We start from the raw sequence: 24404 nt of genomic DNA on the forward strand, positions 1-24404 counted from the left end.
GCCCGTTCAGCACACGGACGAGCCGCCCCCTCCTCCGCTCCTGTCGGCAGGGACAGCCCGTCCAGCGCGCAGACGAGGCGCCCCGCCCCCGCCTGGTCGGTTCCGACAACGCGCTTCCTCCTCCGCCCGGCGCCGTTTGTGCCCGGGCGACGGAACGTTTCCGCCGCGCCGCCGCGCGACCTACCGTGCGAGGACCGCCTCCGCTGCCGCGCCCGTCGGCGCACGACGCACCGGGAGCGGCCCGAACCGCAGACGGTCGAAGGGACACGAACACCATGGTCAGCACCGCTCCCCACCCCCGCTCCGCCGCCGACGCCGCCGACCGGGCGGCCACCGGGCGCACGCGGGCCCGGCGCTCCCGCTCGGGCTCCATCGCGCCCACGCCGCCGGTGGACTCCCTCGGCTCCGAGGTCGACGCGCGCCTGGACGAGGACGGCGCCCCCTCCGTCGACGTCGCCGCCCTCGGCGAGACCCTGCTCGGCGCCTGGCGCGAGCAGCGCCTCGCCAGCCGCGCCCTGACCGCCCGCCCCGAGCTGCACCGCACCGACGGCCTCCCGATGAAGGAGCACCGCCTCCGCGTCTCGGAGCAGATGCGCGTGCTCGCGGCCGAGGGCGGCGTGCACCGCGCCTTCCCGGTCGACCTCGGCGGCGAGGCCGACCACGGCGGCAACATCGCCGGCTTCGAGGAGCTGGTCACCGCCGACCCCTCGCTGCAGATCAAGTCCGGCGTGCAGTGGGGGCTCTTCGGCGCCGCGGTCCTGCACCTGGGCACGCGCCCGCACCACGAGAAGTGGCTGCCGGGGATCATGAGCCTCGAGATCCCGGGCGCCTTCGCGATGACCGAGACCGGGCACGGCTCCGACGTCGCGTCGATCGCCACGACCGCCACCTACGAGGACGGCGAGTTCGTGCTGCGGACGCCGTTCCGCGCGGCCTGGAAGGACTACCTCGGCAACGCGGCGGTGGACGGGCGCGCGGCGGTCGTCTTCGCGCAGCTGGTCACCCGGGGCGTGAACCACGGCGTCCACGCCTTCTTCGTCCCGATCCGCGACGAGCAGGGCGCGTTCCTGCCCGGCGTCGGCGGGGAGGACGACGGCCTCAAGGGCGGTCTGAACGGGATCGACAACGGCCGCCTCCACTTCGACGGCGTCCGCGTCCCGCGCGAGAACCTGCTGAACCGCTACGGCGACGTCGCCGCCGACGGCACCTACTCCTCGCCGATCGCGAGCCCGGGCCGCCGCTTCTTCACCATGCTCGGCACGCTCGTGCAGGGCCGTGTCTCGCTCGACGGAGCCTCGGTCGCCGCGGCGAAGATCGCGCTGACGGTCGCCGTCACCTACGGCGATCAGCGCCGCCAGTTCACCGGCGGCGGCGAGCGGGAGGAGGTGCTGCTCGACTACCAGCGGCACCAGCGCCGCCTCCTGCCGCGCCTGGCCACCACCTACGCCGCCGCCTTCGCGCACGAGAAGCTGCTGACGGCGTTCGACGAGGTGTTCTCCGGCGCGAACGACACCGAGCAGTCGCGGCAGGACCTCGAGACCCTCGCCGCGGGGCTGAAGGCGCTCTCGACCTGGCACGCTCTCGACACGCTGCAGGAGGCGCGCGAGGCCTGCGGAGGCGCGGGCTTCCTCGCGGAGAACCGGCTCACGCAGCTGCGCGCCGACCTCGACGTGTACGCGACCTTCGAGGGCGACAACACCGTGCTCCTCCAGCTGGTCGCCAAGCGGCTCCTGACCGACGTCGGCCGCCGCTTCAAGGGCGCCCAGCCCGCGGAGCTGGCGCGCTACGCCGCCTCGCAGGTCGCGGGGGCGACCGTCGACAACTCGGGTCTGCGCCGTCTGGCCCAGGTGGTCGCCGATCGCGGATCGACGGCCCGCTCGGTCGGCCAGCTGCGGGAGGACCAGCGCGAGCTGCTCACCGGCCGCGTCGAGAGCATGGTCGCGGGGATCGCCTCACGGCTGCGCCCGGCGTCGAAGCTGCCCTCCGACGAGGCGGCCCGCCTGTTCAACGCACACCAGAGCGAGCTCATCGAGGCGGCGCGCGCGCACGCCGAGCTGCTGCAGTGGGAGGCGTTCACGGAGGCGCTCGCCGGCGTCGAGGACGCGGGCACGCGCACCGTCCTCACCTGGCTCCGCGACCTGTTCGGCCTAGGCCTGATCGAGAAGCACCTCGACTGGTACCTCATCCACGGGCGCCTGTCGTCGCAGCGAGCGGTCGCGGTGACGTCCTACATCGACCGCCTGCTCGCGCGCATCCGCCCGCACGCCGCCGACCTGGTCGCGTCGTTCGGCTACGGGCCCGAGCACGTGCGCGCGGCGATCGCGACCGGCGCCGAGGCGGAGCGCCAGGAGGAGGCGCACGCCTGGTACGAGGCCGCCCGCGCCTCCGGCGCCCTCCCCACTCCGGAGAAGCGCCGCTGAGCCCCTCCTCGAGATGCCGCTCCGGTACGCGACACGTCGCGCGAGGCGTACCGGAGTGGCATCCCGTGGCGACAGGACGGGGAGGGGCGCGTCAGGACGCGAGGAACGCCAGCGCCTGGTCGCGCTCGGCGCGCAGCTCGAGCACGGACTCGTCGATCCGCGCGCGGGAGTGCGCGTCGATCTCGAGCGCCTCGACGATCCGCCACTCGCCGTCGACGGAGCGGACCGGGAACGAGGAGATCAGCCCCTCCTCCACCCCGTAGGAGCCGTCCGACTCGACGGCGGCCGAGGTCCACGACGTGCCGTCGACCCAGTCGCGCACGTGGTCGATCGCGGCGGAGGCGGCGGACGCGGCCGAGGAGGCTCCGCGGACCTCGATGATCTCGGCGCCGCGCTTGGCGACCCGCGGCTCGAACTCCGTGTGCAGCCACTCGGCGTCGACCAGCTCGGGCACCGGCCGTCCGCCGACGGTGGCGTGCGTCGCGTCGGGGTACTGCGAGGCGGAGTGGTTGCCCCAGATCGCGACGCCCTCGATCGCGTCGACGGGGGCGTCGAGCTTCGCGGCGAGCTGCGCGACCGCCCGGTTGTGGTCGAGTCGCGTCATCGCGGTGAAGCGGCCGGCGGGGATGTCCGGGGCGCTGCGCCGCGCGATCCAGGCGTTGGTGTTGGCCGGGTTGCCGACGACCAGCACGCGGATGTCGGAGGCGGCGTGCGCGTTCAGCGCGGCACCCTGAGGTCCGAAGATGCCCGCGTTCGCGGCGAGCAGGTCGGCGCGCTCCATGCCCGCGCTGCGCGGCCGGGCGCCCACGAGGAGGGCGACGCTCGCGCCGTCGAACGCGGCGGCCGGGTCGTCCGTCGCCTCGATCCCGCGGAGGAGGGGGAAGGCGCCGTCCTGCAGCTCGAGCGCCGTGCCCGCGGCCGCGCGGAGGCCGGAGGGGATCTCGAGCAGGTTCAGGCGGACGGGGACGTCCGGCCCGAGGAGCTGACCCGAGGCGATGCGGAAAAGGAGCGCGTAGCCGATGGCGCCTCCGGCTCCCGTGACCGTGACCGTGACCGGAGTGCGCTGCTGGTTCATGCGCCGAGCGTATTCCCGCCGGCTGGGGGAGGGGGAGGAGTCAGCCGGACGGCGGGCCCTCGGCGGGAGGCGCCGTCGACCCGCGGAGCACGAGCTTGTTGCGCAGCCGCACGTGCTGCTCGGCCACGCTCCCGCCGTCGATCAGCGTCAGGAGCGCCCGGGCGGCCGCGCGCCCCACGCGGTGCAGCGGCTGCCTCACCGTCGTGAGCGCGGGGACCACCCGGGAGGCGTCGGGCACGTCGTCGTAGCCCACGACCGAAAGCTGCCCCGGCACCGAGAGGCCCAGCGCCCGGGCCGCCTCGATCACGGCGATGGCGGAGGCGTCGTTCGCGGCGAGGACCGCCGTCGGGCGGTCGGGCAGCAGCAGCAGCTCGTGGGCGGCGGCGAGGGAGGGGTCGTGCCGGTAGTAGCCGACCCGTACGAGCGCGGGGTCGTAGGGGAGGCCGGCGTCCGCGAGCGCCCGCTGGTAGCCGGCGCCGCGCCGGTGCGACGACTCCAGGTCGGGGCGGCCCGCGACGAAGCCGATGCGGCGGTGGCCGAGCCCGATCAGGTGGCTGGTCGCCAGCTGCGCTCCGCCGAAGTCGTCGGTCGCCACCGAGTGCAGCTCGGTCTGCGCGGTCAGCGGATCCACGACGACGAGCGGCAGGTCCGACGGGGGGATCACGCCGGAGGGAGTCACCAGGATCGCTCCCGCTACGTGCGCCTCGGTGAGGCGCCGCAGGGACTCCTGCTCCCATCCCGCCCGGCCCCGGCGGCTCGCCCCGCTGCCGGCGAGGAGGTCGAACCGGGTCCCCCGGAGCGCCGTCGCCACTCCCTGCAGCACCTCCGTGCCGAACGGCTCGAAGTCGCCCAGGAGCACGCCGATGACGCCTGAGCGCTCCGCGCACTCCGTCGTCACGACCTCCTGCTCGGCCTCCGCCGTCGCCGCCCCTGCGGACATCCTCGTCCCCTCCCGCCGTCCCCGCCCGGCCGCGGCGGAACGCGGTGATCGCCTCGCTGCGCTGCTCCGGACGGTTGAGAACACGTCCTTGCAATCGGGAATGTTCCCGGTAACATTGCCCGCAAGACTAGCTGAGGGAAAGCTCAGCAGTCGAGAGAGACGAGTATCGGGCAGCCTTTCTCCCCTCAGTGCTGAGGGGGTCGAGAGCTGGAGCTCGCGTGGCCACGCTGTGGAAGCCGCCGCGCACGAGCCGTCCGCCGCTCTCCGCGCGTCCTGCGCTCCAGGCGCGGCCGAACGCCCCTCGGGCTGCGCCGCGCTCCGTCCTCTCGCGGCCTCGGGCCGCGCCACCACTCCGCGCCGTCCGGCGCTCGACCTGATCGGTGACGATGCCGATCGAGTGAGGAACACCATGTCCACGCGACGCACCCCCCGACCCCTCTGGCTCGTCCGCTCGGGCGCCGCTCTCGCCGGCTGCCTGCTCCTGTCCGGCGTCGCCGCCGCGGCCGCGGCCGCCGACACCGAGTACGGCTCCGACGACGTCGACGTGAACGTCAGCATCGAGGAGCTGGAGCAGCCCGGCGCCCTCTCGATGTCGATCGACGGCACCTCCGCCACGCTCGCCGAGGAGGGCTCCACCCCGACCGTGCGCGCCTTCACGGGGCAGCTGCCCGACGTGACCGTGACGGACACCCGGACCGTCGACGAGATCCCGGCCGGAGCCGGCTGGTACGTCCTCGGCTCGGCGAGCGCCTTCACCGGCGACGCGGACCAGGAGGACATCTCCTCCGACCACCTCGGCTGGACGCCGGTCCTCGTGGACGGCGGCGAGTCGGGCCTCGTGTCCGAGGGCGACCCGGTCGACACGATCCTCGACGAGGGCGCCGACGCCGTGGGCCTGTTCGACCAGGAGCTGCTCGCGCTGTCGCTCGACTCGCAGGAGACCGCGACGGACGGGTCCTGGACCGTGTCCGCGGGCCTCACCCTGAAGACCGAGGCCGACGTCGCCCCCGGCGACTACTCCTCCGTCCTGACGCTGTCGCTGTTCGAATGACCCCGATGCGCGCAGTCGCCTCCACGGCGATCGGCGCCCTCCTCGCGGCGGGCCTGCTCGCCTCCGGCGCGGCTCCGGCGACCGCGGCCGGCGCCTGGTCGCCGAAGGCCTCCTACACGTCGACGGACCGCGGCGACGGCACCTACTCCGTGCCGCTGCTGAACGCCGACGTGCCCGACGTCAGCGTCGAGCGCGTGCCCGCGGCCGAGAACGACGAGGGCCGCGACATCTACTACATGATCAGCACCACGATGCACCTCAGCCCGGGCGCCCCGATCATGAAGTCCTACGACCTCGTCAACTGGGAGATCGTCAACTACGTCTTCGACCGGCTCGAGATCGGCGACCGCTTCTCGCTCCGGAACGGGCAGAACTCCTACGGCAACGGCCAGTGGGCCTCGTCGCTCCGGTACCACGACGGCCGCTACTACGCGGTCTTCAACACCAACAACCTCGGCGGCTCCTACCTCTACTCGACCGACGACATCGAGGACGGAGCCTGGACCCGCACGGCCCTCGGCCGCGCCTTCCACGACCCGTCGCTCTTCTTCGACGACGCGGACGGCGGCACGCCGTACATCTTCTACGGCTCCGGATCCACCAGCGCCGTGAAGCTGAGCGAGGACCTGACGACCGTCGTCGCCGAGTACCCGAACATCCTCCGCACCTCGGACTACCCGGGAGCCGGCTACCTCGGCGGCCTGTTCGAGGGCGCGCAGGTGCAGTACATCGACGGGCAGTACTACATCGTCATCATCACCTGGCCCTCGGGCCAGGGCCGCCAGGTGGCGCTGTTCCGCTCGTCCGAGCTGCTGGGCCGCTACGCGACCGCCGACGGCAGCAACCCCTACGAGGGCAAGGGCGTGCTGAACTCCAGCGGGTTCGCCCAGGGGAGCCTCGTGCCGATCGCGAAGGAGGACGGCTCGACCGCCTGGCACGGCATGTTCTTCCGCGACAGCTTCCCGACCGGCCGCATCCCCGGGCTCATCCCGGCGACGTGGAAGGACGGCTGGCCGACGTTCGGGACGAACGGCTCGGTGCCGGTGGGCGGGAGCTTCCCGAAGCCGATCCGCCTCAGCCCCGAGGAGGAGCTGTTCGAGCGGCAGAAGAGCATCGTCGTCTCGGACGACTTCGACAACGACGCCCCGGCGAAGGCCTACCAGGACGAGTCGTGGACGATCCCGCCCGCGCCCTCCTACGACGCGTCGCTGCTCGGCGTGCAGCTGCTCCAGAACCCGGGAGCGGAGTCGGGGACGGCGCCGTGGGCAGGCCAGTTCGGCGCGACGCTGTCGGCCGACACGACCGACCCGGCGTCCGGCACCGCCGCGCTCCGCGTGGGCACCCGCACGCTCAACGGCTCAGGCCCGAGCCAGGTGCTCGCGAACAAGCTGCAGCGCGGCGTGACCTACACCGTGTCCGCGAAGGTGAAGTACACGACCGGCCCCGCGTCGGTCCGCTTCAACCTCTGCGCCGACTTCGGCGCGGGACCCGTGACGATGGCCTCCGCCGCCGTCACGCAGGGGCAGTGGACGACGATCACGGGGACCTACACGGTGCCCGAGACCGCGAACGTCGGCAGCGTGAAGTTCGCCGTCGAGACGCCGTGGGGCAATCCGCAGCCGGCGTCCTCGAGCACCGAGTACCTGCTCGACGACGTCTCGCTCGTCGGCGCCGCTCCCACCCTCGAGCGCCCGACGGCCGCCGAGATCGAGCCGAACGGCTCGACCCTCGCCCTCCCCTGGCAGTGGAACCACGCCCCCGACAACCGCTACTGGTCGCTGACCGAGCGCGAGGGCTGGCTCCGCCTCACCAACGGGAAGGTGCTCAGCGGAACGGCCGCGCACACGCGTCTCTCGGGCTCGCCCGAGATGACGTACCTGGAGGAGGCGCGCAACACGCTCTCCCAACGCATCGTGGCTCCGAAGCAGTCGGCGGAGGCGGCGTTCGACGTCTCCGGGATGAAGGACGGCGACGTCGCCGGCCTCGCGGCCTACAACCGCGGCTTCTCCTACGTCGCGGTCAAGCGCGTGGACGGCGTCACCACCGTCGGCGTCGTGAACCGCAGTCAGCCGTTCGCGACCACGTTCGACCAGGCGGCCGTGGAGTCCTTCCTCCCCGGCACCACCGCCGCCCTCGGCGACGCCTCGCAGGTGCGCCTGAAGGCCGATCTCGAGCTCTCGGCTCCGGCCGGACAGCTCTGGACGACGTTCTCGTACAGCCTCGACGGGACGAGCTGGACGAAGCTCGGCAGTCGCGTCGGCCCGCAGACCCTCGACGGTCAGCTCACGCACTTCATGGGCCACCGCCTCGGGCTGTTCAGCTACGCGACGAAGACCGCCGGCGGCCACGTCGACGTCGACGAGTTCCTCCTGAGCGACACCCTCTCCTCGGAGGGGAAGGCGCTCGACCGCTCGCAGCTCGACGCGGCCGTCGCCCACGCGGCGACGCTCCGCTCCGACGACTACCCGGCCGACGCCTGGTCCGACCTCCAGTCGGTCCTCGCGAAGGCGCAGGCGGTCGGCACCGCGGGAACGCAGAACCAGATCGACGCCCCGGAGCGCGCGCTCAGCTACCAGCTGGCCCGCCTCGGGACGCTGAAGGAGGCGTCGCTCGACGTGACCGCCGCCGCCGCGACCCGCTGCATCGCCGGGAAGGTCGTCGTGACCGTGCGGGCGACCAACGCCGACGACGTGCCCGTCGCCCTCCGGATGGAGAGCACATCCGGCACGAAGACGGTCGCCGCGCTCGCACCCGGCGCCACGACGAGCCACGCCTTCACCACGCGGGCGGCCTCGGTCCCCGCCGCCGAGGTGGTCGTGACCGCGACCGCCACCCTCGACGGCGAGCCGGTGACGACCACGGTGAGAGCGCCCCATCCGGCCGCGTCCTGCGGCTGAGCACTCCGGGGGCGGCCCGCGCGGCCGCCCCCGCCCCCGAACGCGTCAGCGGCACCCGTCGCCGACGATCTCCTGCACGACACGATCAAGGAGGATCCGTGAGATCACCACAACGAGAAGCCGCTCCGAAGGGGCGGTTGCGGCTGAGGCTGCTGGCCACGGCCGCGCTGACCGCGCTCCTGGTGGCCCCCTTCGCCGCCCAGACCTCGTCCGCCGCTGAGGCGGAGCTCATCGTCAACGGCGGCTTCGAGAGCGGCATCAGCAGCTGGTTCGTCAACAACGGCAACGCCGCCGACGCCGGCACCATCGCGACGACCACGGATGCGCGCACCGGCACCGCCGCAGCGCTCGTCACCGGCCGCACGACCACCGGCGCGGGCGCCATGCAGGACCTCAGCGGCAAGGTCGTCGCCGGCCAGACCTACCAGGTCAAGGCGCAGATCAAGTACGAGAACGCCGCGAGCCCCGCGACCAAGCAGTTCTTCGCCACCATGCACTACGGCGGAGGCACCTACACGAACCTCGCGAGCGTCACCGCCACGAAGGGGCAGTGGGCGACGATCAACGGATCGTTCACCATCCCCGCCGGGCAGAGCGTCGCCACCGCGCGCCTCTTCTTCGAGACGCCGTGGACCGCGACTCCGTCGGCCGCGCCCGAGACGCACCTCATGGACTACAAGCTCGACGACGTCTCGCTGGTCGGAGCGGCGCCGCCCGCGCCCGCCTCGCGCACCATCGAGGTCGTGGGCAAGATCCCGGGCGACCACAACCCGCTCATGGGCTGGAAATTCGGCGCCGACGGCTTCGGCTTCGTCGAGAACGGCCGCGTGTACATGTACATGACGAACGACACCCAGGGCTACGCTCCGAACCCCGCCACGGGCGTCTCGGCGGGCATCGACTACGGCAAGATCAACCAGATCACCGTGATCTCCTCGGACGACCTCGTCAACTGGACCGACCACGGCGAGATCCAGGTCGCCGGCTCCACCGGAGTCGCGCCCTACACCGGCAACTCGTGGGCTCCCGGCATGGCGAAGAAGACCGTGAACGGCGTCGACAAGTACTTCCTCTACTACGCCAACGGCGGCGGCTCCAGCAACGTGATCACCGGCGACTCGCCGGTGGGCCCGTGGACCAGCCAGCGCACCTCCACGCTCATCAACGCGTCCACCCCGGGCGCCGAGGCGGTCGCGTGGAAGTTCGACCCGGCACCGCTCGTCGACGACGACGGCCAGGGCTACCTGTTCTTCGGAGGCGGACCCGCCTCGACCGCGCTCCCCGCGGCCGAGCGCTTCAACAACCCGAAGAACATCCGCGTGATCGAGCTCGGCGACGACATGATCTCGACCCAGGGCACCTCGGCCGTCGTGGACGCGCCCGTCGCGTTCGAGGCGGCCCAGGTGTTCAAGCGCCAGGACAAGTACTACCTCTCGTACTCGTCCCACTTCGGCGGCAACGACTTCGGCGGCAACCAGACCCGCGAGCCCGGCTACCCGGGCGGCGGTGAGATCGGCTACATGATCTCGGACGACCCGATGTCCTGGCCCAAGGAGAACTACGCCGGCGTGATGTTCCCGAACCAGAGCCGCTTCTTCGGAGCCGGCACCGGCGGCAACAACCACCAGTCGGTCTTCGAGCTGGGCGGCAAGTACTACTTCACCTACCACGCGCCGACGCTCAACAAGCGGATCAACGGCGACACCACCCAGGGGTACCGCAGCCCGCACATCCAGGAGCTGCAGTTCAACGCCGACGGCACGGTGCAGCAGGTGGTCGGCGACTACAAGGGCGTCGACCAGGTGAAGGACTTCGATCCGTACCGCACCTTCCCGGCCGAGACCATCGGCTGGAGCAAGGGCATCGCGACGGCGCCGCTCGGCACCCCCGCCGCGGGCGCGACCCAGAACCTCGTGCTGAAGGACCTCGACAACGGCGACTGGACCGCGCTGTCGGCCGTCGACTTCGGGGACACCGGAGCCGCGACGTTCACCGCGAAGGCCAAGGCGCTGCAGGCCGGCGGCACCGTCACCGTCCGCCTCGACTCCGAGACCGGGCCCGTCGCGGGCACCGTCGCGGTGAACGGGACGACCGGTGAGTGGACCGACGTCAGCGCCGCGCTGACCGGAGCGACGGGAGTGCACGACGTGTACTTCAGCTACTCCGGACCCTCGGGCGACCTGTTCGAGCTCGACACCTTCGCCTTCACCGAGGGCGAGGCTGCTCCGGCGCTCGACATCACGGCGAGCGCGGCGACCCGCTGCATCGCGGGCAAGGCGATCGTCACCGTCCAGGCGAGCAACGGCTCCGACGTCCCCGTCGGCGTGACCTTCACGTCGACGTCCGGCACGAAGTCGTTCACCTCGGTGGCGCCCGGCAAGACCGTGTCGCACGCCTTCACCACCCGTCAGGCGAACCTGCCCGCCGGTGCGGTGACCGTCGAGGCCACGGCCACGATGAACGGCGCCCCCGTCGAGACGGAGGTGAGCGCTCCGTACGCGGCGCGCCCGTGCTCGTAGCGCACGGCTGAACCACCGGGGAGCGCCCCCGGCCCAGCGGGGCCGGGGGCGCTCCTGCGCGTGCGGGGATCTCGATGCGCCCCTCCGGGGCCGCTCGATCAGCATGTTCGCCGTACTGCTGGTCGAGCAGCGGCGCCTCGAGACCCCAGCTCGGTCAGCGGGCGCCGGCCAGGCGCATCGTGCCGCCGGCCTGGGCGGCGAAGGCGCGGGCGGTCGCCGCGACGGTGCCCTGCATGACCCGCGCCGCGGCGGTCGGCGCGAGGTCCGCCGGGCGCGCGAGGCTGATCGTCCGGGTCAGCGTGGGCTTCTCGAGCGTCGGCTCCTCGAGGCGGATCGAGCGCAGGCCCGGGCGCCCCTGCAGCACCATCGCCGGGACGATCGCGACGCCGAGGCCCCGCTCGGCGAAGCGCAGAACCGCGTCCATCTCGGCGCCCTCCAGCACCACGTCCGGCTCCAGGCCCGCGGCGGCGAACGCGGCGTCGGTCGTGCGGCGCAGGTCGTAGCTGGAGTTGAAGACGATCTGCGGGAGGCGGGCGACCGCCGCCAGGTCGAGCGCGCCGGTCGCGGCGAGGGGAGGCTCCGCGGCGGAGGAGACCACGACGAGCTCCTCGACGAGCAGCGGCGTCACCGTGAAGGCGCCGGGAGCGGCCGCGGTCGAGGTCGTCACCAGCGCCAGGTCGAGCTCGCCCCGTGCCAGCCGGTCGAAGAGGCTCCGCGACCCGTCCTCGGCGAGGTGCAGCTCCACGGCGGGATGCGCGGAGTGGAAGGCGTGCAGCACCTCCGCGACGAGGCTGATGCAGAGCGTCGGCGTCGCGCCGAACCGCACCCGGCCGCGCTCGAGTCCGGCCAGCTCGGCCAGCTCGCGGCGCACCGATCCGGCGTCGGCGAGCATGCGCCGGGCGAGCGGCAGCAGCAGCTCGCCGGCCGGTGTGAGGGTGCTGCCGGAACGCGCCCGGTGGAAGAGCTCGGAGCCGAGGTCCTGCTCCAGCGCGGCGATCCGGCGGCTCAGCGAGGGCTGCGCGAGGTGCAGCTCCTCGGCGGCGCGGGTGAAGCTGCCGAGGCGGGCGACCTCGACGAATCCGGTCAGCTGCTCGAGATCCACATGCATACCCTATGCGCATGGCTGTGCCCAGCATTATGCATTGGAGTAATCGAAGCGCCGTGCCTAGCGTGGAAGCATGACCACTTCAGAGACCACCGCACCGGAGCGCCGGATCTCCACCTCCGTCCTCGTCATCGGCACCGGCGGATCGGGCCTGCGCGCCGCGATCGAGCTCGCCGAGGCGGGCGTCGACGTCCTCGCGCTCGGCAAGCGCTCGAAGTCGGACGCGCACACCTCCCTCGCCGCCGGCGGCATCAACGCCGCCCTCGCCACGATGGACCCCGACGACAGCTGGCAGCAGCACGCGGCCGACACCATCACCGAGTCCTACCAGCTCGCCAACCCGCGCACGGTCGAGATCGTCACCTCCAACGCCGCCCGCGGCATCCAGGACCTCGAGCGCTACGGCATGCCGTTCGCCCGCGAGGGCGACGGCCGCATCTCGCAGCGCTTCTTCGGCGCGCACACCTACCGCCGGACCGCCTTCGCGGGCGACTACACCGGCCTCGAGATCCAGCGCACGCTCGTCAACCGGGCCGCCCAGCTCGAGATCCCGATCCTGGACACCGTGTACGTCACGCGCATCCTCGTCAACGAGGACGGAGCCGTGTTCGGCGCCTACGGCTTCGACCTCGTCGACGGCACCCGCTACCTGATCCACGCGGATGCGGTGATCCTCGCCGCGGGCGGGCACAACCGCATCTGGCGCCGCACCTCCTCCCGCCGCGACGAGAACACGGGCGACTCGTTCCGCCTGGCCGTCGAGGCCGGCGGCCGCCTGCGCGACCCCGAGCTCGTCCAGTTCCACCCGTCGGGCATCATCGAGCCCGAGAACGCGGCCGGCACGCTGATCTCCGAGGCCGCGCGCGGCGAGGGCGGCATCCTCCGCAACGGCCTCGGCGAGCGCTTCATGGGCAAGTACGACGCCGAGCGCCTCGAGCTCTCGACCCGCGACCGCGTCGCCCTCGCCTGCTACACCGAGATCAAGGAGGGTCGCGGCACGCCCAACGGCGGGGTCTGGCTCGACGTCTCGCACCTGCCGCGCGAGACGATCATGACCCGGCTGCCGCGGGTGTACCAGACGATGCTCGAGCTGCAGATGCTCGACATCACGAAGGACCCGATCGAGATCGCGCCCACGGCGCACTACTCGATGGGCGGGGTCTGGGTGCGCTCGGACGACCACAGCACCGACGTCCCCGGGCTCTACGCGATCGGAGAGGCCTCCAGCGGACTGCACGGCGCCAACCGCCTCGGCGGCAACTCGCTGATCGAGCTGCTGGTGTTCGGCCGGATCGTCGGGCAGGCGGCGGCGGAGTACTCCGCCTCACTGACCGCCCAGACGCGCTCGGCCGCGTCCGTTCAGGTCGCCCGCGACGAGATCGCCGGCCTGCTCGCGGCCGACGGCACCGAGAACGTCCGCGCTCTGCAGCGCGCGATCCGCAACACGATGACCGAGCACGCCGGAGTCGTCCGCGACGAGGAGGGCCTGCTCGCCGGGCTCGCCGAGCTGGACGCGATCGAGGCGCGCATCGCCGACATCGGCGTGCACCCGGACATCGCCGGCTTCCAGGACCTCGCCCACGCCTTCGACCTCAAGTCGGCCGCGATGGCCGCGCGGGCCACCCTCGACGCAGCGCTCGAGCGCCGGGAGAGCCGCGGCTGCCACAACCGCAGCGACTACCCGGACATCGACCCGGCCCTCCAGGTGAACCTCGTCTGGTCGCCCTCCGCGGGGATCACGCGCGAGGAGATCCCCGCGGTGCCGGAGGAGATCCAGGCGCTGATCAGCGGCGAGGTCGCCACCGCGGGCAAGCTGCTCGAGTAGCCGGAACCGCGACGGCACGACGCCGGTCGCCCTCACCGCCTGCTCGCCGGGCACCACCGGCGCCCAGGCGCCCCCCGGGATCCTCCTGGGGACCACGGACAAGGTCACCGCCCTGGATCCCGCCGGCTCCTGGGACCTCGGCTCGGCGACGCTGCAGAACCAGGTCTTCTCCTGGCTGCTGACCTCCGCCCCCGGATCGACGGATCCCGTGCCGGACCTCGCGGCCTCGGCCGAGTTCACCGACCCGACCCACTACCGCGTCGCCCTGCGCGAGGACGCCGCCTTCGCCAACGGCAATCCGCTCACCGCCTCGGACGTGGTCTTCACCTTCGAGCGCCAGGTGGCGATCGCCGCTCCGAACGGCCCCTCGTCGCTGCTCTCGGACATGGTCTCGGTCGAGGCGGAGGACGACTCCACCGTCGTCTTCACACTGGCCACCCCGGACAACGCCCTCTGGCCCCAGATCCTCACCAGCCCCGCCGCCGCGATCGTCGACGAGGACGTCTTCTCGGCCGACTCCCTCACCACCGACGACGACATCGTCGCCGGCGACGCCTTCAACGGGCAGTACTCCATCACGAGCTACACGCTGAACTCGCTCGTGCAGCTCACCCGCAACGACTCCTACGACGGCCTCCTCGGCGCCGCCGCCAACGAGTCCGTGATCGTCCGCTACTAGGCGGACGAGAGCAACCTCAAGCTCGACATCCAGCGCGGCGAGATCGCGGTCGCCTACCGCACGCTGAACGCGACCGACACGGAGGACCTCCGCGGCGAGGAGGGCCTGACGGTGCACTCCGGTCCCGGTGCCGAGATGCGCTTCCTGGTCTTCAACCCCGAGACCATGCCCTACGGCTCCGCGACCTCCGAGGCCGACGCCGACAAGGCGCTCGCCGTCCGCACCGCCGTCGCCGACCTGATCGACCGCGACGAGCTGTCGGACCAGGTCTACAAGGGCACCTACGCGCCGGTCTACTCGATCGTCCCCAGCGCTCTGACCGGATCGACGCCGGCGTACGAGGAGGCCTTCGGCGACGGGAGCGGCGGTCCCAGCGCGGACGAGGCCGCCGCCGCGCTCCAGGCGGCCGGGATCACCGGTCCCGTCGATCTCAAGCTGCAGTACAACACCGACCACTACGGCTCCAGCACCTCGGACGAGTACGCGCTCATCAAGAACCAGCTCGAGCGCAGCGGGCTGTTCACGGTCGACCTGCAGTCGACGGAGTGGACGCAGTACGTGAAGGAGAAGTCGACCTCCTACCCGCTCTACCAGCAGGGCTGGTTCGCGGACTACCCGGACTCGGACAACTACCTGAACCTGCTCTACGGCACCGACGAGGCCCCCTCCATCCTCGGCGCCGCCGTGAAGGACGACGCCTACAACGAGGTCGTGCTGCGCGAGCGGAGCCTGGCCCCCGGCGACGAGCGCACCGCGGCGATCGAGGAGGCGCAGCGCCTCGCGGCGGAGAAGGCGATCACCGTGCCGCTCCTCGAGGGCACGGAGACCGTCATCGCCTCCTCCACGATCTCGGGCATCGACGACACGCTCGACGGCTCCGGCCGGTTCCGCTTCGGGCTGCTCCGGAGCGAGTGATCGGGACGCGCTGATCGGCCGGACGGGCCGCGGCGCCACAGAGGGGGGACCCTCGGCGGCCGCCGCGGCCCGTCCGTGCATCCGGGGGGTCTGTCAGGGCCGTGCTGCCGGGCGGGGCACCCCGATCGATCAGCGCGCCAGCGCCGCCAGCTCCGCCCGGGTGCGGGCCCCGGCCTTGCGCAGCAGGTTCGACACGTGGAACTTCACGGTGTTGCCGCTGATGCCGAGGTCGTCCGCGATCCGCTGGTTCGAGGCGCCGAGCGTGATCAGGTTCAGCACCTCCCGCTCGCGGGCGCTGAGCTCGGCGAGGTCGAGCCCGTCGGGCTGCGCCGGCGGATCGAGGGGGAGGCGGATCGACAGGGTCGACCCCCAGCCCGCGGTCGACGCGACCGAGAGCTCCCCGTCGAGCCCGCGGACGCGCTCGGCGATCGGGCGCAGGGCGTCGTCGCGGGTCGTCAGCTCGCCCCGGCCGTCGTCGCGGATCTCGATGAGCAGGTTGAGCCCGTCGCAGTCCCACTGGATCCGCACCCGGCGCGTCTGCTCCGACTCCACGAAGGCCAGCACGGCGCTCCGCACGATCGCGCGGGCGGCGTGCGCCACCTCGCCGGGGAGGGCGCGCCCGGTGGCGGGCGGCTCGACGAACTGCACGTCGAGGTCGCCGAAGCGCACGAGCGGACGCAGGTCGCTCCGGAGCCGCGCGAACGCGCCCACGACGGGCTCCAGCATCGCGCTGCGCTGCTCGTCCGAGGCGGTGCGCAGCTCGACCAGGGCGTTCGCGGCGATGTCGATCGCGACGGTGCGGGCCGCACGGTCGTCGAGGCGCTCGGCGCGCAGGGCGGCGAGCACCGACTCCAGCGCCACCGCGTGCCGGTCGGCCTGCTCGGCCACCGTGCGGGCGTGCTGCTGCAGCAGGGTGCGGGAGGCGGGGGACTCGGCGGGATCCATCCCCCGAACCTACCCGTCCTACCCGCGAGCGGCACCGCCCACCCGATCGGGTAGGCGGACCTCCTCGATCAGGTGGCGCGCGGATCCGGTCGCCGGGCGCACTGTGGACCCATGCCCGCTGACGACCGCACCACCGACCCCGCAGAGGCGCTCGCCGTGATCGCCGCCGAGGTGTCCGCCGCGACCGCCTCGCTGACGACCGACCGGCTCGAGCCCGTCCTCGAGCTGCTCGCCGGCGCCGACCGCGTCTTCGTCCACGGCGCCGGCCGCTCCGGCCTCGCCCTGCGGATGACCGCCATGCGCCTCATGCACCTCGGACTCGTCGTGCACGTGGTCGGCGACGTGACGACCCCGGCGATCCGCGGCGGCGACGTGCTGCTCACCGCGAGCGGCTCCGGCACCACCGGGGGCATCGTCCGCGCCGCGCAGGCCGCCGTCGACGCCGGAGCGCGGGTCGCGGCGATCACGACCGCCGCCGACTCCCCGCTGGCCGGGCTCGCCTCCGCCGTGGTGGTCGTGCCCGCCGCCGACAAGCTCGACCGCTCCGGGGCCGCCTCGGCGCAGTACTCCGGCGGGCTCTTCGAGCAGGTCGTCGTGCTCACCGGCGACGCCCTGTTCCACGCGCTCTGGCAGCGCCGCGGCGACAGCGCCGACGAGCTCTGGCCGCGCCACGCGAACCTCGAATGACCCGACTCCCCACCTCGACAGGAAGAAGAACCCCGTGAAGCTCCAGTTCGCCATGGACACCCTCAGCACCGACGCCGCCCTCGAGCTCGCCGCTGCCGCCGCCCCGCACGTCGACATCCTCGAGCTGGGCACCCCGCTCATCAAGAGCGCCGGCCTCTCCGCCATCACCGCCATCAAGGAGGCGCACCCCGACAAGACGGTCTTCGCCGACCTCAAGACGATGGACGCGGGCGAGCTCGAGGCCGACATGGCCTTCGCGGCCGGCGCCGACCTCGTGACGGTCCTCGGCGTCGCCGGCGACAGCACCATCGCCGGCGCGATCGCCGCCGGGAGGAAGCACGGCAAGGGCGTCGTCGTCGACCTCATCGGCGTGCCCGACAAGGCCGCCCGCGCCCGCGAGGTCGTCGCCCTCGGCGCCGAGTTCGTCGAGATGCACGCCGGTCTGGACGAGCAGGCGGAGGAGGGCTTCACCTTCGAGACCCTGCTGCGCGACGGCGAGTCCTCCGGCGTGCCGTTCTCGGTCGCGGGCGGCGTGAGCACCGCCACCATCGAGTCGGTGCAGCGCGCCGGCGCCCTCGTGGCCGTCGCGGGCGGGGCCATCTACGGCGCCCCGGACGTCGGCGAGGCCGCCGCGGCCCTCCGCGCCGCCATCGTCTGACCCGTCGGCGCCACCGCCCCCGAGGCCCGCTGATCCGGGTCGCGAGGGCGGCGGCGCCCGCGTCCGCGCGGGAGGCGGCAGCGCATCCCCGCCGGACGCCCGGCCCCTCTCGACTCGCCGACGGCGCGGTCCTACAGTGGCTGCGACGACCCTCGACTCCCGCCGCGGGACCGACGGCGCCGTCGCGAGCGGAGGGAAGCCGTGTCCTCGACCGCCCCCGTGCCCGGAGCCGACGCCGACACCTCGACGAAGCTCCGCGACTTCCACCAGATCCTCCTCAACACCGCCGTCGCGAACGTGACGACGAGCTTCCTCTGGTTCGCGCTCACGTTCTGGGTGTACCTCGAGACGCGCTCCGTCCTGGCGACCGGGATCATCGGCGGCGCCTACATGCTGCTCGTCGCGGTCTTCGCGATGGCCTTCGGCACGATCGTGGACCGGCACCGCAAGTTCCGCGTCATGGTCTTCGCCGGGGCGGTCACGCTCGTGTCGTTCGGCGTCGCGGGCGGTCTCTTCCTCGCGCTGCCCGAGGCGGCGCTCCTGGACTTCCGCGCCCCCTGGTTCTGGGTGTTCTCGGGAACGATCCTCTTCGGCGCCGTCATCGAGAACATGCGCAACATCGCCCTGTCCACGACGGTGACCCTGCTGGTCCCGGTGGAGGGGCACGCCCGCGCGAACGGCCTCGTCGGCACGGTCCAGGGCCTCGCCTTCGTGGTGACGAGCGTCTTCAGCGGGCTCGCCATCGGCCTGCTCGGCATGGGGTGGACGCTGGTGATCGCGATCGGCCTCTCCGCCGCCGCGCTCCTGCACCTCCTCTTCCTGCGCATCCCGGAGGACCGGCCCGCGCCGACGGGGGAGAGGGCGCCGCTGATCGATCTCCGCGGCAGCATCACCGCGGTGCGGGCGGCGACCGGGCTGTTCGCGCTCATCGTCTTCTCGACGTTCAACAACTTGATCGGCGGCGTCTACATGGCGCTGATGGACCCGTACGGCCTCGAGCTGTTCCCGGTCGAGCTGTGGGGCGTGGTGCTCGGAGTGACGGCGAGCGGCTTCGTCATCGGCGGTCTGCTCGTCGCGAGGTTCGGTCTCGGGAGGAACCCGATCCGGACGATGCTGCTGCTCGTGATGGCGATGGGCCTGATCGGCGCGGTCTTCACCCTCCGCGACTGGTGGTGGCTCTACGCCGGCGGCATCTGGATCTACATGACCCTGATCCCGGCGGTCGAGGCCGCCGAGCAGACGGTGATCCAGAAGGTCGTCCCCTTCGAGACCCAGGGGCGCGTCTTCGGCTTCGCGGCGGCGTTCGAGTCGGCCGCCGCTCCGATCACGTCGTTCCTCATCGCCCCGATCGCCGAGTTCGCGCTCATCCCGTACATGGAGTCGCCGGCCGGGCGCTCGGCGTTCGGCGGGCTGCTCGGCGACGGCATCGGCCGGGGGATCGCGCTGGTGTTCCTGGTCGGCGGAGTCGTCATGATCATCGCGGCCGGCGCGGCGATGCTCACCCGCTCCTACCGCGTCATGTCGGCGCAGTACCTGCGGGAGGCCGCGGCGAGCGGGGAGGCGGAGCCCGTCGGCACGGAGGCGCCGGAGACGCACCGGACCGCGCCGAGCACCGTCGAGCAGAACCGCTAGCGCCCGCAGACGCCGCCCGTCATGCGCCTCCGGGGGGTCCGGCGGACCGGACGGCGCGGACACGAGGGAGACGTGCCGGACGCCCCCTCCCCAGGGTGCGGCGTCCGGCACGTCGGCTGCGACCACCCGGTCGAGGGGCCCTCCTCGACTCCCGAGCGCTCCGCTGCCCCGCGCCTCCGGAGGGAGACATCGGGGCATGCGGCGCCGGCGGGGGGGAGGGCTCTGGTTCCCCGCCCCGCCGGCGCCGGCCGCCCGCGAGGGGCGGCGAGGATGCTCGTTCGGGCGTGCCTCGAGTGACGGCTACATGCCGTCACTGAGCATGGACTGCACCAGCTTCACGTGGCGCTCGAGGTTCAGCTGGCTGAACTCGCTGTTGTAGTTGAGGCCGTAGTTCAAGATGTGACCCGGGGTGCACTGGATTGTCGCGTCCGGTCCGTCCCAGGTGCGCAGCAGTGCCAGGGCCGAGTCCCAGCTGCTGTTCTCGCAGTTCGTGTTGAAGGTGGTCGACGTGCCCAAGCCCACGGTGTGCGAGATCTCGTGCATGGCGGTGCCCTCCACCATGTAGACGCGCTCCTTGCCGAAGCGGATCTGGCCGTAGATGTTCGCATCGGCCGTCGGGGTTCCGGGGCTGTACGAGACGGTCAGGGAGCGGGAGATGTTGCTGAGGCGGTTGTAGCGGGCCACGGCGCGGTCCATCGCGTCGGTGATGCGGGCGTAGGCGTCGGCCTCGTCAGCGGTCGGGCTCGCGACGCGGTTCAGCGTCCAGGTGATCTTCTGCACGGTCGGATCGGTCAGTGCCCAGCGCTGGGCCTTGGAGCCGGTGCAGGTCCACTGCTGAATGGGGGAGCCGTCGAGCTGGCGGAAGTCCTTGTTGTCGAGGCAGAGGTCGCTGTGCCGATTGGCGATCTCGGCGTAGCCTCCGCCGACGGAGGTGATCCGCCACTGCTGGGCGGTGCTGCCGTTGCAGCTCCACTGCCGCACCTCCGAGCCCGGGGTGGTGCCGAAGTCGAAGTTGTCGAGGCAGAGGTTGCTGAAGGTGTTCTTGATCTCGGCGTAGCCTGTGCCGAGGTCGGTGACCTGCCAGCGCTGGTTGCTCCCCTCGGTGCAGCTCCACTGCCGCACCTCGGCTCCGGGCTGAGTGCCGAAGTCGAAGTCGTCGAGACACATGCTGCTGTGCTGGTTGCGGATCTCCTGCGCCGATCCGAGGCCGACCGGGGCGGTGGCTGCAGAGGCGGGCGAGCTGATGCCGAAGGTCGTGATGCCGACGACGGCCGCGATCAGGGCGCCGATCAGGCGCTTGGAGGGGTGGGACTTCGTTGTCCGGGACATGGGTGCCTTTCACAGACATCCGGCGTCCCCGAAGGGACGCGGGTGAGGGTCGCAGGAAGGAGCCGTGTCCGAAGGGGTCGGAGCACGGCAGAGGATGCGCCGGAGCGACCGGGATGGTGATCCGGTCGTCCCGCCGCGGGACGCGTCAGCGCCGACGCTCCGAGTGGGACGGGAAGCTGATCACGACCTGCATGTTGACGTGGACAACCATCGACCGGTCGCGGAGCCGGTGTCAAGTGCCGGTCTCGAGCGGATCCGGTCCGAGCCCCGCCGGGCGAGGGTGATCCGTCCACGCGGATCCCCGTGCTCGCAGGGAGAGAGCGCTCACACCCGCCGTCGCTGCGGCATCGCCCGGAATCCGCCATTGTTACCGTTAACAAAAGTCGGTACGGTGTCACCTGAAGTGGGCAAGCGCGTCCTCGCGCCTCGCGTCCCACTCCGACCGGTTCGAAGGCGAACCTGAGAGGAACGTCGATGATGACGACAGCACCACCCTCCCGCCGCACCCTCCCGCCGCAGGCCCACGCCCGGCCCCGATGACTGTCGGCCCGGCCGACACCTCCCACGCGGTGACCGCGGTCGGCGCCCGCAGCGCGCGACGTCTCGTCCTCGCACCCACGTCGACCTCCGCCTCCCGATCACGGGTCGCCAGGCCCGCGTCCCGGGCCGCCTTCCGGCGATTCCCTCCCCGCCAGACGGACGCCGGACTCACCACTCCGCCGGCCGATCGCGCGGGCTCCGTCCTCCCCCTCCGACCCCTCACCTGAAGGACCCCCCATGTCACGAACCCCCCGGCAGGAGCGCACCCGGCGCTCACGCCTCCCCCGAGCGGGCGCCGCGCTGACGCTCGCGATCGCCTGCCTCGGCGGCGTCCTCGGACCGATCGGCGCCGCCGGCGCCGCAGAGACCGTCCCCGCTCCCGCGCTGCAGTACTCGTTCGACGGCATCGGCGCGACGCTCGCCAACGGAGCCGTCGTCGCCGACTCCGCTCCGGGCAATCACCCCGGCACCCTGATCAACTCCGGCGCGACCAGCGTCGCGGGTCCCTCCGGCGCCTCCACCGACCGCGCTCTCTCGCTCCCGGGCGGATCGAGCACGTCGGCCGCGCCGCACGTCCGGATCGCCCCGGGCCTGATCCCCGCCGGCACGCAGGACGTCACGATGTCCGCCTGGCTGCGCTGGAGCGGTGCTCCGGACTGCACCTGGCCCTTCACGCTCGGCTCCAGCGTCGACTCCCACGTCCTCTCCACCACGAAGTGCGGACCGGCCGGCTTCGGCGCGATCAAGAGCGGCTCCGAGGTGCGGGCCGCAGGCACCACTCCGGTCGCCGCGAACCGCTGGGTGCACATGGCGGTCGTCGTCAAGGGCGGCCAGTCGGTCTCGACCTACTTCGACGGAACCCTCGTCGGCCAGGGCAGCACGACCTTCACCGCCGCCTCGGCGATCGGCACCTCCACGTTCTCCGGCTTCCTCGGCAAGTCCTTCTACGGCGCGGACGCCTACTGGGCCGGCGCGATCGACGACATGCAGGTCTGGACCTCCGCGCTCACCGCCGGCCAGGTGCAGCAGAGCGCCGCGTCCGTGCACTCGGTGCTCGCGAACCAGGACGCCGCCGTCTCGCTCGGTGACACCTCGAACGTCACCTCGAACCTCACTCTCCCCACGACCGGCGCCAACGGCTCCACGATCACCTGGACGTCGAGCGCCCCCGGCGTCGTCAGCACCAGCGGCGTCGTCACCCGGCCCGCCGCGGGCAGCCCGGACGCCACCGTCACGCTGACCCCGACCGCGGTCCACGGCGGCATCACCGTCGTCGGCCGAGCGACCACCGTCTCCGTCCCGGCGTACGCCGCCGGTGACAGCGCCGAGGCCGAGCTCGCCCGGGCCGTCGCCGACGGCATCGCCAACGATCCCGCCCTCGCCGGACCGGTGCGCGGCAGCCTGAACCTGCCCTCGACCGGAGCCGACGTCGCCACCACCGCCGCGCGCGCGAACAGCGCCAGCGCCGTGGTGACCTGGACCTCGTCGAACGAGGCCGTCATCACCTCCGCCGACAAGGGCACCGCGCCGAACGTCGTCGCGAAGGGCTCGCTCACGCGTCCGTCCGCCGACACCACCGTCACCCTCACCGCGACGATCACCGTCCCCGGCACCACGCCCCTCGTCCGGACCCTCACGCGCACCGTTCCGGCCGCGGCCCCCGTCGCCGCGAGCGACCTCGACGCGTACCTGTTCGCGTACTTCACCGGCGACAGCATCGAGGGCGAGAAGATCCGCTTCGCGACCTCCGACGGCAACGACTCGCTCACGTGGAAGACCCTGAACGACGCGCAGCCGATCCTCACCTCGACCCTGGGCACGAAGGGCCTGCGCGACCCGTTCGTCTTCCGCTCGAAGGAGGGCGACCGCTTCTTCCTGATGGCCACCGACCTCTCCGTCGGCACCACCGGCTTCGGCGGCTCGACCAACCGCGGCAGCCGCTACCTCGAGATCTGGGAGTCCACGGACCTCGTCAACTGGGGCCAGCAGCGCCACGTCGAGGTCAACCTGCCGAACGCGGGCATGACCTGGGCGCCGGAGGCCACCTACGACCCCACCATCGACGCGTACGTCGTCTACTGGACCTCGGCCCTCTTCACCGACAGCACCCGCAACGTTGAGGACGGCAACGGACCGCAGATCCTCACCTCCACCACCCGCGACTTCCGGGAGTTCACCACCCCCGAGGTCTGGTTCAAGGCCGCCGACGTCCCCTCGCTCAACAGCCGCAACGGGCTGATCGACGCCACGATGCTCAAGGACGGCGACACCTACTACCGCTTCACGAAGGCGACCGAGACCAGCGGCTGCCCCTCGCCCGACATCATCGGACAGAAGTCGACGAACCTGCGGGCCACCACCGCCTCCGGCGCGTGGAGCCTCATCGACACCTGCATCGGCCGCACCGCCGGAACGCCGGAGGTCGAGGGTCCCGAGATCTTCAAGACCAACGAGGGTGACCGGGCGGGGTACAAGTACTTCCTCTGGACCGACAACTACGGCGGACGCGGCTACATCCCGCTCGGCACGAACTCGCTCGAGGGCGACATCCAGTGGACGATCCCCAGCAGCTTCTCGCTGCCGACGTCGCCCCGCCACGGATCCGTCGTCTCCATCACCGCGAAGGAGCGCGACGGGCTCGCCGCGAAGTGGAACCCGTCGCTCCTGGTGACCTCGATCGACGCCGTGGCGCGGACCGTGCAGGCCGGATCGACCACCGTCGACCTGCCCGCCACGGTGGGCGCGACGTTCAAGGACGGCCACCGTGAGACGGTCGCCGTGACGTGGGCGACCGCCGATCTCAGCTCGCTGAAGAAGGCGGGCGACACCGTGCAGGTGCGCGGACAGCTCGCCAACTCGGCAGCGACGCCGGCCATCGCCACCATCACCGCCACGGCTCCTCCCGGACCGTCGCTGACGGCCTCTGCCGCGAGCCGCTGCGTCGCCGGCAAGGTGACGGTCACCGCGACCGGCACCAACACGAGCGGCTCCACGGTCGAGATGACCGTCGGCTCGCAGTGGGGGAGCAGGACCTTCGCCGGGGTCGCTCCCGGCAAGTCCGTGTCCGCCGCCTTCACCACCCGGGCGACCTCGGTCACCGCGGGCGAGGTGAGCGTCGCCTCGAAGGACGCGAACGGTACCAGGACGGCCACCGCGCCGTACTCGGCACTCACCTGCCGCTAGGCCG

The 24404-nt window shown here is 72.4% G+C and carries 14 protein-coding genes and 1 pseudogene; 10 read left to right on the forward strand and 5 right to left on the reverse strand.

Features of this window, described 5'->3' with window-relative positions:
• Positions 1 to 275: 275 nt before the first annotated feature.
• Complete coding sequence (locus C5C25_RS02890; RefSeq protein WP_104249678.1) at positions 276 to 2420, forward strand: acyl-CoA dehydrogenase; 2145 nt, start codon at positions 276 to 278, stop codon at positions 2418 to 2420.
• A gap of 91 nt (positions 2421 to 2511) precedes the next feature.
• Here the strand turns inward: C5C25_RS02890 and C5C25_RS02895 are convergent, their stop codons facing one another.
• Positions 2512 to 3495 (reverse strand): malate dehydrogenase, encoded by a 984-nt coding sequence (locus tag C5C25_RS02895; RefSeq protein ID WP_104249679.1) that lies wholly within the window; start codon positions 3493 to 3495, stop codon positions 2512 to 2514.
• Between the two features lie 40 nt (positions 3496 to 3535).
• Positions 3536 to 4435 carry a LacI family DNA-binding transcriptional regulator gene (locus tag C5C25_RS02900; RefSeq protein ID WP_104224380.1) on the reverse strand — a complete coding sequence of 300 codons (900 nt, stop codon included), beginning with the start codon at positions 4433 to 4435 and terminating at the stop codon, positions 3536 to 3538.
• 409 nt (positions 4436 to 4844) lie between these two features.
• Here C5C25_RS02900 and C5C25_RS02905 point away from each other — a divergent pair, with 409 nt between their 5' ends.
• From C5C25_RS02905 to C5C25_RS02915, 3 genes are all read left to right on the forward strand, one after another.
• Complete coding sequence (locus C5C25_RS02905) at positions 4845 to 5486, forward strand: hypothetical protein (protein ID WP_104233676.1); 642 nt, start codon at positions 4845 to 4847, stop codon at positions 5484 to 5486.
• Positions 5487 to 5491: 5 nt separating this feature from the next.
• On the forward strand, positions 5492 to 8383 hold the full coding sequence (locus tag C5C25_RS02910; RefSeq protein ID WP_258069320.1) for a family 43 glycosylhydrolase: 2892 nt from the start codon (positions 5492 to 5494) through the stop codon (positions 8381 to 8383).
• A 98-nt stretch (positions 8384 to 8481) separates the two neighbouring features.
• On the forward strand, positions 8482 to 10902 hold the full coding sequence (locus C5C25_RS02915; RefSeq protein ID WP_219812141.1) for a family 43 glycosylhydrolase: 2421 nt from the start codon (positions 8482 to 8484) through the stop codon (positions 10900 to 10902).
• 154 nt (positions 10903 to 11056) lie between these two features.
• Here the strand turns inward: C5C25_RS02915 and C5C25_RS02920 are convergent, their stop codons facing one another.
• Complete coding sequence (locus C5C25_RS02920; protein ID WP_104249681.1) at positions 11057 to 12010, reverse strand: LysR family transcriptional regulator; 954 nt, start codon at positions 12008 to 12010, stop codon at positions 11057 to 11059.
• A gap of 70 nt (positions 12011 to 12080) precedes the next feature.
• Here C5C25_RS02920 and C5C25_RS02925 point away from each other — a divergent pair, with 70 nt between their 5' ends.
• Positions 12081 to 13832: an L-aspartate oxidase gene (locus C5C25_RS02925; RefSeq protein WP_104249682.1), complete on the forward strand. Its 1752-nt coding sequence runs from the start codon at positions 12081 to 12083 to the stop codon at positions 13830 to 13832.
• Between the two features lie 208 nt (positions 13833 to 14040).
• Positions 14041 to 15426 (forward strand): annotated as a pseudogene (locus C5C25_RS16735) (ABC transporter substrate-binding protein).
• 129 nt (positions 15427 to 15555) lie between these two features.
• On the opposite strand, the gene C5C25_RS02940 reads toward C5C25_RS16735, so the two are convergent.
• Complete coding sequence (locus tag C5C25_RS02940; protein ID WP_104239653.1) at positions 15556 to 16371, reverse strand: response regulator transcription factor family protein; 816 nt, start codon at positions 16369 to 16371, stop codon at positions 15556 to 15558.
• Positions 16372 to 16482: 111 nt separating this feature from the next.
• On the opposite strand from C5C25_RS02940, the gene hxlB reads away from it, so the two are divergent.
• The 3 genes from hxlB (at position 16483) to C5C25_RS02955 (ending at position 19348) form a co-directional block, all read left to right on the forward strand.
• On the forward strand, positions 16483 to 17058 hold the full coding sequence (gene hxlB / locus C5C25_RS02945) for a 6-phospho-3-hexuloisomerase (protein ID WP_104249685.1): 576 nt from the start codon (positions 16483 to 16485) through the stop codon (positions 17056 to 17058).
• A gap of 34 nt (positions 17059 to 17092) precedes the next feature.
• Positions 17093 to 17716: a 3-hexulose-6-phosphate synthase gene (hxlA, locus tag C5C25_RS02950; protein ID WP_104224387.1), complete on the forward strand. Its 624-nt coding sequence runs from the start codon at positions 17093 to 17095 to the stop codon at positions 17714 to 17716.
• Between the two features lie 201 nt (positions 17717 to 17917).
• Positions 17918 to 19348, forward strand: a complete 1431-nt coding sequence (locus C5C25_RS02955) for an MFS transporter (RefSeq protein WP_104249686.1) — start codon at positions 17918 to 17920, stop codon at positions 19346 to 19348.
• A 300-nt stretch (positions 19349 to 19648) separates the two neighbouring features.
• Here the strand turns inward: C5C25_RS02955 and C5C25_RS02960 are convergent, their stop codons facing one another.
• Positions 19649 to 20677 (reverse strand): RICIN domain-containing protein, encoded by a 1029-nt coding sequence (locus C5C25_RS02960; RefSeq protein ID WP_104233666.1) that lies wholly within the window; start codon positions 20675 to 20677, stop codon positions 19649 to 19651.
• 777 nt (positions 20678 to 21454) lie between these two features.
• Here C5C25_RS02960 and C5C25_RS02965 point away from each other — a divergent pair.
• Entirely contained in the window at positions 21455 to 24400 is a 2946-nt protein-coding gene (locus C5C25_RS02965; RefSeq protein ID WP_104249687.1) for an immunoglobulin-like domain-containing protein, read from the forward strand.
• Positions 24401 to 24404: the final 4 nt, after the last annotated feature.

This window comes from Rathayibacter sp. AY2B9, assembly GCF_002931595.1.
Taxonomy (GTDB): domain Bacteria; phylum Actinomycetota; class Actinomycetes; order Actinomycetales; family Microbacteriaceae; genus Rathayibacter.

What these genes read in the sequence shown, in the direction of transcription:
- C5C25_RS02925 (WP_104249682.1), top strand. Translation starts at nt 12,081, where the DNA reads ATGACCACTTCAGAGACCACCGCACCGGAGCGCCGGATCTCCACCTCC.
- C5C25_RS02890 (WP_104249678.1), top strand. Translation starts at nt 276, where the DNA reads ATGGTCAGCACCGCTCCCCACCCCCGCTCCGCCGCCGACGCCGCCGAC.
- C5C25_RS02920 (WP_104249681.1), bottom strand. Translation starts at nt 12,010, where the DNA reads ATGCATGTGGATCTCGAGCAGCTGACCGGATTCGTCGAGGTCGCCCGC.
- C5C25_RS02960 (WP_104233666.1), bottom strand. Translation starts at nt 20,677, where the DNA reads ATGTCCCGGACAACGAAGTCCCACCCCTCCAAGCGCCTGATCGGCGCC.
- C5C25_RS02910 (WP_258069320.1), top strand. Translation starts at nt 5,492, where the DNA reads ATGCGCGCAGTCGCCTCCACGGCGATCGGCGCCCTCCTCGCGGCGGGC.
- C5C25_RS02940 (WP_104239653.1), bottom strand. Translation starts at nt 16,371, where the DNA reads ATGGATCCCGCCGAGTCCCCCGCCTCCCGCACCCTGCTGCAGCAGCAC.
- C5C25_RS02895 (WP_104249679.1), bottom strand. Translation starts at nt 3,495, where the DNA reads ATGAACCAGCAGCGCACTCCGGTCACGGTCACGGTCACGGGAGCCGGA.
- C5C25_RS02905 (WP_104233676.1), top strand. Translation starts at nt 4,845, where the DNA reads ATGTCCACGCGACGCACCCCCCGACCCCTCTGGCTCGTCCGCTCGGGC.
- hxlB (WP_104249685.1), top strand. Translation starts at nt 16,483, where the DNA reads ATGCCCGCTGACGACCGCACCACCGACCCCGCAGAGGCGCTCGCCGTG.
- C5C25_RS02965 (WP_104249687.1), top strand. Translation starts at nt 21,455, where the DNA reads ATGTCACGAACCCCCCGGCAGGAGCGCACCCGGCGCTCACGCCTCCCC.
- C5C25_RS02900 (WP_104224380.1), bottom strand. Translation starts at nt 4,435, where the DNA reads ATGTCCGCAGGGGCGGCGACGGCGGAGGCCGAGCAGGAGGTCGTGACG.